At 55.5% G+C, this 12,293-nt stretch carries 13 protein-coding genes and 1 pseudogene; 8 read left to right on the top strand and 6 right to left on the bottom strand.

Annotated elements, in window-relative coordinates; all coding sequences use genetic code 11:
- The coding region (locus RTI30_RS08785; RefSeq protein WP_312283650.1) for a putative quorum-sensing-regulated virulence factor at positions 1–832 on the top strand (832 nt) is incomplete at its 5' end.
- A gap of 11 nt (positions 833–843) precedes the next feature.
- Here the strand turns inward: RTI30_RS08785 and RTI30_RS08780 are convergent.
- Positions 844–1,479: a hypothetical protein gene (locus RTI30_RS08780; RefSeq protein ID WP_312274908.1), complete on the bottom strand. Its 636-nt coding sequence runs from the start codon at positions 1,477–1,479 to the stop codon at positions 844–846.
- 273 nt (positions 1,480–1,752) lie between these two features.
- On the opposite strand from RTI30_RS08780, the gene RTI30_RS08775 reads away from it, so the two are divergent.
- The 7 genes from RTI30_RS08775 (at position 1,753) to RTI30_RS08745 (ending at position 7,605) form a co-directional block, all read left to right on the top strand.
- Positions 1,753–3,090, top strand: a complete 1,338-nt coding sequence (locus tag RTI30_RS08775; protein ID WP_312274912.1) for a sensor domain-containing diguanylate cyclase — start codon at positions 1,753–1,755, stop codon at positions 3,088–3,090.
- Positions 3,091–3,116: 26 nt separating this feature from the next.
- Entirely contained in the window at positions 3,117–3,689 is a 573-nt protein-coding gene (locus RTI30_RS08770; protein ID WP_312274906.1) for a cytochrome P460 family protein, read from the top strand.
- Between the two features lie 384 nt (positions 3,690–4,073).
- Complete coding sequence (locus tag RTI30_RS08765) at positions 4,074–4,958, top strand: phospholipase D-like domain-containing protein (protein WP_312283649.1); 885 nt, start codon at positions 4,074–4,076, stop codon at positions 4,956–4,958.
- 240 nt (positions 4,959–5,198) lie between these two features.
- On the top strand, positions 5,199–5,450 hold the full coding sequence (locus RTI30_RS08760) for a hypothetical protein (RefSeq protein ID WP_312283648.1): 252 nt from the start codon (positions 5,199–5,201) through the stop codon (positions 5,448–5,450).
- A 19-nt stretch (positions 5,451–5,469) separates the two neighbouring features.
- A complete protein-coding gene (locus RTI30_RS08755; RefSeq protein ID WP_312283647.1) occupies positions 5,470–5,859 on the top strand; it encodes a tautomerase family protein in 390 nt (129 codons plus the stop codon).
- Positions 5,860–5,907: 48 nt separating this feature from the next.
- The gene (locus RTI30_RS08750; RefSeq protein ID WP_312283646.1) at positions 5,908–6,330 is read left to right on the top strand and encodes a hypothetical protein; all 423 of its coding nucleotides are present in this window, start codon (positions 5,908–5,910) and stop codon (positions 6,328–6,330) included.
- 204 nt (positions 6,331–6,534) lie between these two features.
- Entirely contained in the window at positions 6,535–7,605 is a 1,071-nt protein-coding gene (locus RTI30_RS08745; protein WP_312283645.1) for a Fic family protein, read from the top strand.
- 135 nt (positions 7,606–7,740) lie between these two features.
- Here the strand turns inward: RTI30_RS08745 and RTI30_RS08740 are convergent.
- From RTI30_RS08740 to RTI30_RS08720, 5 genes and pseudogenes are all read right to left on the bottom strand, one after another.
- Positions 7,741–7,827, bottom strand: a pseudogene (locus RTI30_RS08740) (ATP-binding protein); the annotation flags it as partial.
- 5 nt (positions 7,828–7,832) lie between these two features.
- Positions 7,833–10,148 (bottom strand): type IV secretory system conjugative DNA transfer family protein, encoded by a 2,316-nt coding sequence (locus tag RTI30_RS08735; protein WP_312283644.1) that lies wholly within the window; start codon positions 10,146–10,148, stop codon positions 7,833–7,835.
- Between the two features lie 84 nt (positions 10,149–10,232).
- Positions 10,233–10,787: a lytic transglycosylase domain-containing protein gene (locus RTI30_RS08730; RefSeq protein WP_312283643.1), complete on the bottom strand. Its 555-nt coding sequence runs from the start codon at positions 10,785–10,787 to the stop codon at positions 10,233–10,235.
- A gap of 3 nt (positions 10,788–10,790) precedes the next feature.
- The gene (locus tag RTI30_RS08725) at positions 10,791–11,021 is read right to left on the bottom strand and encodes a hypothetical protein (RefSeq protein WP_312283642.1); all 231 of its coding nucleotides are present in this window, start codon (positions 11,019–11,021) and stop codon (positions 10,791–10,793) included.
- A 4-nt stretch (positions 11,022–11,025) separates the two neighbouring features.
- Positions 11,026–12,293 (bottom strand): type IV secretory system conjugative DNA transfer family protein (locus RTI30_RS08720; RefSeq protein ID WP_312283641.1); only part of this gene is annotated, 1,268 nt, incomplete at its 5' end.

The following is a 12,293-nucleotide window of genomic DNA, read 5'->3' as shown; positions in this document are numbered from 1 at the left end:
ACAACGCCGAACGGCCACACCATCGACTCGGACAGAAACCACCGCTATCCTTCCTCCTCCAACATCTACCACAGTGCCAAAGGTGGTGGACGCATACAGGTACTTGCGGCGAGAATGGCGAGTCGATACCCTGCAGCCTTGCATTTTTTCGGATGTGATTGCGATGGCAGCCCTGATTTTTGATACCGAAACCACCGGCCGCAGTGAGCCCCAATTGATCGAGGCAGCCTGGTTGCGGGTGAGCGATCTCCGTACCTTGGAAATCGAGGAGCAGTTCGTTCAGCGCTATCGCCCGCAAAAAGCCATCGAGCTGGGCGCCATCGCGGTACATCACATCCTCGATGAGGATCTGCTCGATTGTCCGCCGGCGGAGACGTTTGCCCTGCCGGCAGGCGTTGAGTATCTGGTGGGACACAGTATCGATTTTGACTGGGAGGTCATTCGCCGGCCCGAGGTCAAGCGCATCTGTACCTATGCCATGAGCCGACGCTTGTGGCCGGAGCTCGATAGTTTTTCGCAATCGGCGCTGCTCTACCACTTTAGCAAGGACCGGAAAAAGACGCGGGAAAATCTCAAAAACGCTCACTCGGCCCTGGCCGACGTAAAGTTTTGTCGGGTAATCCTCAACCGCATCATCATGACCGTTCGCCCCGCCTCCTGGGAGGCGTTGTGGGAGTTCAGCGAGCGCGCTCGCATCCCGGAGACCATGCCCTTTGGCAAGCATAAGGGGGTGCGCATTGTCGATCTTCCCGACGACTATAAGCGTTGGGCGCTCAATAACCTCAACGATATGGATCCCTACCTGCGCAAGGCACTGGAGGGATCGGCGTAGTTTTCGCCCGATTAGCCCATCACCTTGGCAATCTCGCGGTAGCCGAGTCGTAGCCAGGTCTTTAGGCGCTGGCGCTGGAGCAAGCCCAGACCATGCCCAGTGTTTGCTCGCTGCGCCGCCCAAAGACTGCCGCTTTGCGCATCGATATTGTTCATGGTGCCAGCATGTTGTCGTTTTAGGTCCATCGTTTGGATGCCCAATGCCTGCACCTGCTCCAGTGATCCAGAGTGGCGGAGAATCGAAAAATCATCGCCGCGGAGCTGATTCAAGACGCGGGTGTACTGCATTCCCGCGTCATACTTTTCCAAGACGGCGCGTAGTAACTCCACAGAATCGTGGCCAGAATCCATCAGGTGCCAATAGCGGGCAGTCACTCCCGATTCGCCTGCCAATGTGAGCAGATCGGATTCTTCCATACAGGTTGCGAGAGCGTCGCGGCTTTGTTCGGCAAGATCGACCAATATCGTCTGCTCACTGGTAACGATAGCTTCCATGATGTGGTCCAGAGTCAGGTAGTCATTGGCGAGAAAAGGTGCTGTGTAATCGGCGTATAAGCGCAACAACGCCCCGTGCGGGCGGTCGCTATCAAAAGCAATAAAAGGAATCTGATGGTCGACAAAATATTGCGCCAGCAGCCGTGCTAGCACAGACTCCCCAACGCCGCCTTTCTCTCCACCAATGAATCGTGCTCACCGTCGAGTCCTTCGCTATTGCAAATGGGTAGGTGTCAACTCCGCTCGATAGTGGTGGAATGCGTTCGGCAAGGTCAAAACGGGCGGCATCGTCGGCGACTGCTGACAAAGCCCAGATGGGCTGATACGATCCGCCAATAGACGCCCTGCCTCGGCGGGGCACTGAGTCCCACTGCCGCGATGTCCTGCTGCGCTCGCCTCATGGGGAGGCATCCGCCCTTGAGTAACATGGATTCGGAATGTTCGTTCTATCTTGCTGGCCTGCAAGAAATTGGCTGGCTGGAGATGCTGCACGTTTGTCCCATTCCCCATGTGCTGCTTGATGGGCGGCAGATCATTTTCATCAATCAAGCTGCGATCGTTTTACTGGACGGTCCCAACACCGAGTTCTTCGTTGGTCGGGATATCATCGAATTCATCCACCCGCTCGATCAGGAGCGGATTCTCTATCGGGTCAGTGCCTTGAGCACGGAGAATCCGCAGAATACACCCACTTTGATCCGCCTACGGTCCGCCAAGGGTATCACGCGAACCGTGGTCTCCTCGAGTTCTCTGTTGCAGGTCAAGGGACTGCAACTGCATATGGCCTCGAGCATCGATGTTACCCAGGTTTTGCAAATGGACGAATCGCTACGTAGCTCTGAGGAGAATTTTCAGCGACTATTTGAGAACATGCACGATGTTTTCTACAGGACCAACGAACGGCAGGAACTGGTGTTGGTTGGGCCTGGGGTGACCCGTATGCTCGGGTATACAGTCGAAGAGGTCTTGGGTACGTCGGCCGCGAGCTATTATGTGGATCCGCTGGATCGGCAGGCGTTCCTCGAGGCGATTCGCAAGCAGGGAGAAATCCTCGATTACCCGGCGCGCCTGCGGCACAAGGATGGGCACGCGGTGCATGTAGCCATTACCAGCACCGCTATGCTCGGTGCGCGGGGCGAGTTGCTCGGGGTGGAGGGGATTTTTCGCGATATCAGTGCCGAAGTCGAGGCCAAGGCGGCATTGACGCGTCTGGCGACCCACGATGAGCTTACTGATACTCTCAACCGTCGCGCCTTTCTCGAGCAGGCGACCAAACAGGTTCGACATTTACGTCGCTATCCCGAGGACTGCCTGCTAGTTATTGTCGACCTCGATCACTTCAAGGGAGTCAATGATCGCCATGGCCACTTGGCAGGCGACAAAGTCCTCACGCGCACTGCGGAAGTCATCAAAGACGCCCTGCGTGATACCGATATTTTCGGCCGCTTGGGTGGCGATGAGTTTGCGGTTGTGTTTCGCAACTGCTGCCCTGCGGAGGGCAACGATATCCTGGCACGCATTATTGGTAAGGTGCGCGCCACCCAGCTGAGTCTCTCCAGGCAGGAGCGGGTAACTTTGTCTGTGAGCATGGGGGTAACGCCCTTGTTGGCGGAGGATAACCCTCTTGCCCTTGCTCTTGCGCGTGCCGATCGGGCCTTGTATTTGGCCAAGTCCGAAGGGCGCGGCTGCTTTGCCTTTGCGCCGCCGGAAGGTGAGGCGTTTTTGCCGCTGCACTCGCAATCTTCCGACCTTGCAGTACCCTAGCGGCCGAAATAAATGGGAGAGCACCGATGAAACGCTATCTTGTCATTTGCCTTGGTCTTTTGCCGACGCTCGCGTGGGCGGCCATACCCAGTCCGCAGATGCTTTGGCAGGAGATCCAGGGTCTGCAGAAGGCCCATGCGGTCATGCCAGAAAGTACTCCTCACCAGATTGGCTCGCGTTCGGTAGACCCTTTCACGACCGACCTCGCCAACGCTGCCGCCGTGCAGAGTATTCGGCAAGGTGGAGGAATTGTGCGAGTAGAGCGCTACACGAACGGAAGCCTGGTCGTAAAAGAAAACTACAATGCGCAGAAAAAATTGGTTGGGGTGACCGCGATGCTGAAGGCGAAGGGCTACGATGCGGCCGACCGCAATTGGGTCATGGCTGCCTATAAGCCCGATGGCACGCTAGTGTCTTTTGGTAAGGTGGGTAGTTGCATCGCCTGCCACGAATTGGTTCGCCACCAGGATCTGGTTTTTGCACCGCCGCCAGCTCAGTTGTTGTCCGTCACTACCTGGAAAGCATTTTTCCCAAAACAGGAAATGAATCCTGCTTATGTGATGTTGTTGCGTAAATATCCGCAGCATATCGTTCAGTAGCTTTGTCGGCGTCTTCGACCGCAACTGCGTTATTACCGGCACTGATAACCAATTGGGTCGCGAAATGCATCGGCTTGCCGCCGAACTAATTGACATGCTTGCCAATGCTGTCTTCGCGGAATCAGCCGAGGCCTCGCCCTCTTCGTCGAGGCTGGAGGAAAAAAGTAAGAGCGCTTGGAGTGTTCTTCCAAGCGCTCAGTTCATTTGGCTCCCCGGGACAGGCTCGAACTGCCGACCTAGTGATTAACAGTCCTGGATACGTTTTATAGCTCTTTATTTTTCAATAAGTTGCGACGCTTGCCAAAACGATATGCAACGAAACACCACGCAAAATGGTGGGACCGCCATTAAGCTATGGTACAAATTCGTCACAAGGAGATCTTGATGCTCTACATAGAACCCAATGCCGGGGTAGCCCCGGTCCTGCATCTTATCCGACAGGCTCACCACGAGATCGATGTCGGGGTGTATTACCTGAGTGATCGCAAGATCCTGTCTGCCTTGGCTGCCGCCCATGACCGTGGTGTTCAGGTGCAGGTGATTGTCGAGGGCAAGCCCTACGGGATGAAGCTCTGGCAGGTCCGAAAGGAGGAACGCGCCATCGAGGGTACCGGCGCGACCCTGCATCTGGCTCCCTATCGCTTCACCAGCCACGGTGATCAGTATGCCTTTTATCACGCAAAGTACCTATGCAATGGACACGAGTGTGAGATTGGTACCGCCAATCTGGATTGGTCCGCCTTCCATCGCAATCGGGAATACCTGTATGTCACGAACAACCCCCAGGTCGTCCGCGCCGTCCATGCGGTCTTTAGCTCCGACTGGAACAACCAGAAAGCGCCCGCCTATGTCCATCAGGTACTGGTCCTGTCTCCAGGTACCTCGGCGGGGCAACTTCTGCAGGTCATTAACCAGCCGGGACCCATTAGCGTGGAATCGGAGGAGTTAGGACCCTATCAGCCGATCCTCGATGCGCTGGCGGCCAAGGGAAAGGATCTTCGGATGATCCTGCCGGCCAGTATCAATAGCGAGGACCAGCGGGATGTGGCCTTTTTGCGCTCCCACGGCTGTCAGGTACGGCTCCTGCCCGTGAAGCCCGTCTATATGCACGCCAAGATGATTGTGGGCCATTCCCTGGCCTTTGTGGGCAGCGAGAACTTTACGCAGACCAGTCTGGAATCCAACCGTGAAATGGGCTTGGTGTTGGACGGGGAGACTCTGGCCAAGCTCCAGGCCCAGTTTGACCAGGACTGGAATCGGGCCGGGTAAGGGGGATACCTTGTCACAACAGTTGATGCGCTGGCTAATCACCATAGACAAGGCTTTGCTTGGCTGGGCCGCCTTGGGCTACTTTGCCTGTATGGTATGGGCGCTGCTATACATCACCCATAGTGATACCTTAGACGAAGAACAGGAATCCTCGCAGTCTTTGACCGCTGGTAGGTCAAATAGGCGGGATTTATAGAGGACGTAAATAAACTCACCTGTAATCGAAAAGGAGACATCGCAATGTTTGGATTCGGAGAACACCAGGAAGCAATGCAAGCCACCTGTCCCTGCTGCCAGACGCAGATGCAGGACATGGGCGCTCACGGTATCCGCATGGGTGGCCTGACGGGCTTGGGTGGAGCGGCACTCGGGATGATTGCCGGACAACTGGCCGATGACGGCGAAGAAGCCTTCGAGAAGAAGCTCAAAGTCCAGGTCTTTGTCTGCCCGAACTGCAAGGAAGTGTCCTTCAAGTATCACGGGGGGTTGTGAGCGCTCTGGAGAAACACCGATGGCACAAATAAAAATTTACGGCATCCGGGAGAGTCTCCTTCCCATTCGACAGGATCTCTCTGACACGATTCATGCGTGTGTGGTAGAGGCTCTACAGTACCCGGTGGAGAAACGGTTTCATCGCTTCATCCTGATGGATCGCGAAGATATGATCTTTCCGAAGGACCGGAGCGAACAATATACGATCATTGAAATCGCCATGATGGAAGGGCGATCCATCGAAGCCAAGAAAAAATTGATCCGACTCTTGTTTGACCGGATCCATGATAGCCTGGGCATTCCGAAGAATGATATAGAAGTCTGTATCCAGGAAAGCCCTCCCAGTAATTGGGGATTTCGGGGTGCGACTGGGGACGAAATCTCATTGAACTATCCTGTCAAAATTTGATGTAGAGGTTATTCAAGATCTAACCAGCTTCCAACTAAGGAGAAACCAATGGATTTACAAACCGTGGAACAACAGTATCAGCAACTCCAGTCCGAAGCCCAGGGCGTCTCCCAGGCCATCCAGGCCCTGGCCGCCAAGATGCAGCAAGGATCGGAGAACAACCCAGACGCCCGAGAATGGTTGCTCGATCTCAAGCAATTGGCCCTGAACATCCAGCAGGAGCAGATGCAGGTCATGGCAGTCATGCAGGCCATGCACCAAGCCGTCCAGAACGACATGGCAATGCAAAGCCCAATGGGAAATCCGCCGCAGTGGCAGCCAGGCTATCCGCAAACGCCACAGGCAGGCTACCAGAACCAAGGACAAGGCGGTGGATTCCTGAATAGCCTAGAGCACTCCGGCTTTGGTCAGGCTCTGATGATGGGCGCTGGCTTTGGGATCGGGGACGATCTTATCAATAGCATTTTTTGACTGAAAGCTCTGGCCCCTTTTTCTCCATCAAATCCGGGGCGGTTCATACGTGGTCGGAAAAATACCCTCGCGCTAGTCTTCTGATAAGAAAACGGGCAGACACTATACACATCATGTTTGACATGCATAAAAACGGGCATTATTTATATATATTCCTCGCAGCGTGTATAGAGCAAGCTGTTTTCCTTTGCTTGGGAGCACTTCATGACGATTGAACCCCTGCATCAAATCGATCCGAAACGCTTTGAGACGGTACCGATCCTGAAGAAACTGGCCAGTAGCAGTCGAAAACTCGCTGAACTCAAGGGGATCGCGCGGACCATTCCAAACCAGAGTATCCTGATCAACACCTTGGGCTTACAGGAGGCCAAGGACAGTTCCGAGATCGAGAACATCGTCACGACACACGATGCCCTCTTCAAAGGAGAGACGTTCGAGCGCGGCTATTCTGATCCGGCCAGCAAGGAAGTCTTGCGCTATCGGCAAGCACTCCGGGCAGGCTTCCAGGAGGTACAGAAAACCGGCTTGATTACAAACCGACAGATTCTGGCCATTCAAGAAGAACTGGAACAAAACGACGCGGGATTCCGCCGGTTACCAGGCACTGATCTTCAGACCAATACGGGTCGGGTGGTCTATACGCCACCCCAGGACAGGAATGAGATCATCCGTCTGATGGGCGACCTGGAGCGGTTTATCAATGACGATGACCTCTACAGAGCTGATCCACTGATCAAGATGGCCATGATTCATCACCAGTTCGAGAGCATCCATCCCTTTTACGATGGCAATGGTCGAACCGGGCGGATCATTAATGTGCTCTACCTCGTCAAGGAGGGCCTGTTGGAAATCCCGTTGCTCTACCTCAGCAGCTACATCGTCAGGCATAAGGGTGAATACTATCGCCTGCTTCAGGCCGTCCGGGATGATAACTCATGGGAAGACTGGGTCATGTACATGCTGGATGCTGTGGAACTGACTTCGGATCAGGCCATCAACATGATTCAGGCGATCAGTAATGCCCTGATGGACTACAAGCACCGCATCCGGGCCCAATTCCGATTCTACAGCCAGGATCTGATCAATATCCTTTTCCAACATCCGTACACCAAGATCGCTTTTCTGGTGCGCGATCTTCAGGTATCACGGATCACCGCGACAAGGTACCTCGACGAACTTGCCGAAGCCGGGTTCGTCGAGAAAATCAAGGCAGGACGCAGCAGCTATTACATCAATCTGGCCTTGATCAAGATCATCCAGGGAGACAACCGATGACCGAAGACCGCCGTTATCAGAGGAGTCTGCAATAATTTCAACCACCGAACGCGGTGCAGCGCATTCTCCCCGATCTGGTTCCCGCATTTTGTCAATCAGCGTCGAAAATTGACCAGTTTTAGAGGGGGCAGATCTCCGATTTTTGAAGCGGTAGGAATCATTACCGGTTTCGAGAATATCGCAATGATGGGTGAGGCGATCCAGAAGAGCCGTGGTCATTCTCATACTTATTCCTCTGCCCCTTCCTGCGGACTGTCTTTTTCTCCCGCATCCTTCCCAGACAACACGGCCATGGCTTCCCGGTCCTGGTCCCGCGATGAGACGTTGTACCGCCCCTCGCCGTTGGGGATGTCCCCGGCCATTGCGGCCAGGTCCTGCTCTAGCGCAGCCAGTGCGGCCTGTTGTTCCGGGGTGGCCGGCAACTCTTCCTCTGCAGGCTTGGCAGGGGCTTTCTCGGGCTCCGGTTCCTTTCGTTCGATGACCGGCACCGGTAGCGCCCCACCACTAATTCCCAGGATCTCTTCGTAGTTCTTCTTGGCACCTGGCATTTCGTCGCTATTTTCCGGCCAGGGCATAGCCGCACGCTTCAGCCATTCTTCGTTCTGAAAGTACAGAAGCTGCTGGCCGTAAATCGGGGAGAAACCGGCTACAAAAACCAGCATGTCGCCGGGCTTCTTGATGCTGCTGCCTTGCTTCTCCGGCCCGCGCAGGGTCATGACTTCATCTGCCGTGAGCAGGGGGCGGGACTGGTAGCTGATACTCGTGGAATAGCCTTTGTTCTGTGACAGCATTCCTCCATCAAAGGACTGGTTGTCATTCTCCAGAGTGACCGTTTTGGTCCCCAGCATGTCCGAAATCCACTTGGCCGTTTCCACCTGGTTGGGCGCGTAGGCGGACCGGACATGGCAGTTGCCGATGATGGTCTTGGCGCCGGCCTTGCCATAGCCATGGTGCTCATCTTCCAGTTGGGCGATGTCCTGGGTAATCAGGTAGAGCTTGACGTTATATCCGGCGAGGAAGGCGATGCTGTCCAGGAAGACATCCAGTTTGCCAAGGCTCGGGAATTCATCGAGGAGCAGCAGCAGGCGATGCTTTCCCTTGGCCTTGATGCGACCTTCTTCAGCGATCAGACGCTCTTCCGCCGTGAACTGGGAGGCGATCTGATTCAAGACCAGACGAATGAGCGGCTTGAGCCGGTTCTTGTCCTCCGGGCTGGTCACCAGATACAGGGATACGGGCTGTTCTGCGTCCTGCAGGTCGGTGATTCGGAAGTCGGAGTGCTCGGTCCAGTGCGCGACGATGGGGTCACGGTACAGGCTCAGGAAACTCATCATGGTGGAGATTACGCCGGACTTCTCGTTGTCGGCCTTGTTGAGCATTTCCCGAGCGGACTGGGCAATGACGGGATGGACCTGGGTGCGGATCCCGTTTCCATCTTTCCATCCGTACTGATCGTGCGGGTCATGCTCTGTCTGCATCATGCGCTCGAAAGCGATGTCCACGCTCTCCAGGGTGGGATCGTTCAGGTAGGCCGCCACCCCGCGCAGAGTCTTGTCCGGCATGGCATAGAGCACATGCAGGATCACTGAGGTGAGGAGCGCGAAACCGGTCTTTTGCCAGTGGTCATTCAGGCCCTTACCGTCGGGATCCACGATCATGGTGGCGATGTTCATGACATCCTTCACCTCGAAGGGTGTACCCACGCGCACGGCATCCAGGGGATTGAAGCAACAGCCCTCACTGGGATAGGTGCCGTCTTTGTTTACCGATCCCGGGGAAAACTTGAGGATGTTGTTCCCCATGCTCTTGCGATAGCCTGCTGTCAGGGCAAAGTTCTCGCCCTTGATGTCATGGACCACCACGGAATCCATCCAGCCGTCCAGCAAGGTGGGCAGTACCAGTCCCACACCTTTACCGGATCGCGTCGGGGCGAACACCAGAATATGTTCTGCGCCGGTGTGTTGCAGTGGGGTGACCTTACCGTTTTCCACAAAGCCGCCGACATAGCAGATGTGTGGGGAATCGAAACGCTTCGGAGCGGGACTCTCTGCCCAAAAGTGCCACCAGGGCGTGACTGCGGCCGGCAGAAGACCCGCCCGCTCCGCGTCCTTTCGCGTTGCCCAGTGGGCGGAGCCATGCACAGGATTGTTGAGTACGGCTTGTCTGGCGGCCTTGTGTTTCTTGCCGAGAATACCGCCCACCAGCACCCCAAGCAGCACGGCAGGAAGCCCCGCGTCATAAAAGGCTGCGTGAATGACCGGATAATGGATGTTCAAAATCATCGGTCGAAGGAAGGGCAGGGGATTGTAGAGACGCCAGCCATCATACGGTAACTGCAAATAGGCATGGGACTTCTTGATAAAGGCGTCGGTCCAGCCATAGCCTGGAAATACTTTGCGGGCTACATAGGAAATACCCATGGTGTAGCCCAGTACGCCGGCGGCGATGCCGCCCACGGTCGCCTTGAATCTGCCGCCGCGTGCCAGGCGCTGAACCTGATAATCAGCTACCTGCTGTTCCGGGGCGTGAACTTTATGTGCCATGGAATCTCCTGATGGGGCATTCGGTTACGGTAGGGCATGCTGTCAACGAACTACTGTGGAACGGTCAATCATCAGGTCCTCCAGTTATGGCATGACTGACCAGTCGTCAGATTGTTTGGCAGTCCAGACATATTGGGGCCAGGTAGCCGGGTATTTGCCGGATGCCGACAGGTTCGCAACTGGCAGGAAAACCGGGGATCCTGCTGCGCCCAATACCCGCTTGGCATAGACGCTATCGCCAAACAGATGGCCGGAGTTGTATGCCTCGAAGGCATGATAGAGGGCTGCCTGTCCGGTCATTCCACGGGATAACGCCTGCTGCCAATCCGCCTGCAGGATTTGTGCTCCTGCCTGCAGGTTCCGGCAGGCATTGAGGGCCGTTTTGGGGGTCAGGTGATACTGGGCAAAGTTTTCCGAATCGACCTGAGCGATGCCTACGTCTACCTGGTGTCCTGCTGCCAGGAGAATCCGCAGGATCCGCAAGGCTTCCTGCCTGGATTTGGGGTGATAACCCCGATTTGCCGTGTTGTCCCACAGGACCCAGGGATTGCCGCCGGACTCGACCCGGACAATGGCTGTCATGGTCGCAGGAGCAATCTCCGGTGCGCATTGCTGAACGAGAGTCGATACCGGAATCATGGGTTACAGCATCCCTTCGGCTTCATCGAGCAATGCGCGGGCATCGGCAATAACACCGCCTTTTTCCTGTTCCTTTTCGATGTACCCGATGATCTTGTTGATCTCGGCAGGCTTGCGGTCGAACCGTTCCGCCAGGGCCTTGATCGCGTCTTTGACTTCTTCCTGCTTCTGGGAGATTTTGGACCGCTGATGCAAAATGTCCCGGAGAGCGTCTTTGAGTGCTTCATTTTCCATGTGGTTACTCCTTTTCTGGCAAAATATCGTCGTGTGAGGGGAATTCCTCACCAGTGATGCTTATCCGTTCTATTTCCCATGTTCGCCCTGCAGACTCGACAAGTTCTGAGTGTGAGCATAGGACGCCGATGCGCGCTGATTCTTCTAACGCCCAGTCAATGCAGGATCGGCGCAAGTCGCCGCGCAACTCTGGGGACATTTCAGAGATAACCAATCCGTCACACTCATGAATCAACGGCCACCGCTCGTTATTTTCCGTATCGTAAAATCCAATCAGCCGGTACCCTCTAAATGTGACGCCATCGAGGACATTCTTTAGGCGAAGTAACAGGGCTTCTTTTCGAGATTCTTGGCTAGGTTGATACAGTCCCGACAACTCGGCCATGGATTCCCGATCCTCGTCCCGCGATGAGACGCTGTGCTGCTCTTCGCCATCGGGGATGTCCCCGACCAGTGCGGCCAGGCCCTGTTCTAGCGCAGCCAGGGCGGACTGTTGTTCCGGGGTGGCCGGTAACCATTCCTCTCGTTCGATGACCGGTACCGGTAGCGTCCCACCGCTGATTCCCAGGACCTCTTCGTAGTCCTTCCATGCACCCGGTATTACATCGCTCGTTTCCGGACAGAGCATTTTGGATCGTGCTTGCAGTGTTGCTTCATATTGGCGGGCCTGTGGCAGGCACAGGAGCTCGTTTGGATCGGGGTACAGGTTCAAGAAGTTGCCGATGTTTTCTGGGTTGGGGAAATTATCAAGCAAAAGCATCAGTCGGCGGCCTTTTGGCTGGATCGCCTGCTCTTTTTTTTCCGGTATGCGTAAGGACCATGGCCAGAGTTTTCTCGGCTGTGGTTCGAGGGTGCAGGCACGGCTAATCCGTTCTCCGGATGCCAGTCGAGAAACGATAAGTTGGAGGACCAATCGCATTAACGGCTGGAGCCGTACACCATTCTCCATGTCAGTTACCAGATACAAAGATACTGGCCGGTCTGCGTCCTGCAGGTCGGTGATTCGGAAGTCGGAATGCTCGGTCCAGTGCGCGACGATGGGGTCACGATACAGGCTCAGGAAGCTCATCATGGTAGAGATTACGCCGGACTTCTCGTTATCGGCCTTGTTGAGCATTTCCCGAGCGGACTGGGCAATGACGGGATGGACCTGGGTGCGGATCCCGTTCCCGTCTTTCCATCCGTACTGATCGTGCGGGTCATGCTCTGTCTGCATCATGCGCTCGAAAGCGATGTCCACGCTCTCCAGGGTGGGATCGTTCAGGTAGGCCG

The sequence above is a fragment of the Candidatus Igneacidithiobacillus taiwanensis genome, assembly GCF_031962545.1.
In the GTDB taxonomy this organism is placed as follows: Bacteria; Pseudomonadota; Gammaproteobacteria; order Acidithiobacillales; family Acidithiobacillaceae; genus Igneacidithiobacillus; species Igneacidithiobacillus taiwanensis.
This window is presented reverse-complemented; position numbering and strand designations above follow the sequence as displayed.

Coding starts and splice junctions, on each gene's coding strand:
- RTI30_RS08775 (WP_312274912.1), top strand. CDS start 1,753: ATGGATTCGGAATGTTCGTTCTATCTTGCTGGCCTGCAAGAAATTGGC.
- RTI30_RS08770 (WP_312274906.1), top strand. CDS start 3,117: ATGAAACGCTATCTTGTCATTTGCCTTGGTCTTTTGCCGACGCTCGCG.
- RTI30_RS08765 (WP_312283649.1), top strand. CDS start 4,074: ATGCTCTACATAGAACCCAATGCCGGGGTAGCCCCGGTCCTGCATCTT.
- RTI30_RS08760 (WP_312283648.1), top strand. CDS start 5,199: ATGTTTGGATTCGGAGAACACCAGGAAGCAATGCAAGCCACCTGTCCC.
- RTI30_RS08755 (WP_312283647.1), top strand. CDS start 5,470: ATGGCACAAATAAAAATTTACGGCATCCGGGAGAGTCTCCTTCCCATT.
- RTI30_RS08750 (WP_312283646.1), top strand. CDS start 5,908: ATGGATTTACAAACCGTGGAACAACAGTATCAGCAACTCCAGTCCGAA.
- RTI30_RS08745 (WP_312283645.1), top strand. CDS start 6,535: ATGACGATTGAACCCCTGCATCAAATCGATCCGAAACGCTTTGAGACG.
- RTI30_RS08735 (WP_312283644.1), bottom strand. CDS start 10,148: ATGGCACATAAAGTTCACGCCCCGGAACAGCAGGTAGCTGATTATCAG.
- RTI30_RS08730 (WP_312283643.1), bottom strand. CDS start 10,787: ATGATTCCGGTATCGACTCTCGTTCAGCAATGCGCACCGGAGATTGCT.
- RTI30_RS08725 (WP_312283642.1), bottom strand. CDS start 11,021: ATGGAAAATGAAGCACTCAAAGACGCTCTCCGGGACATTTTGCATCAG.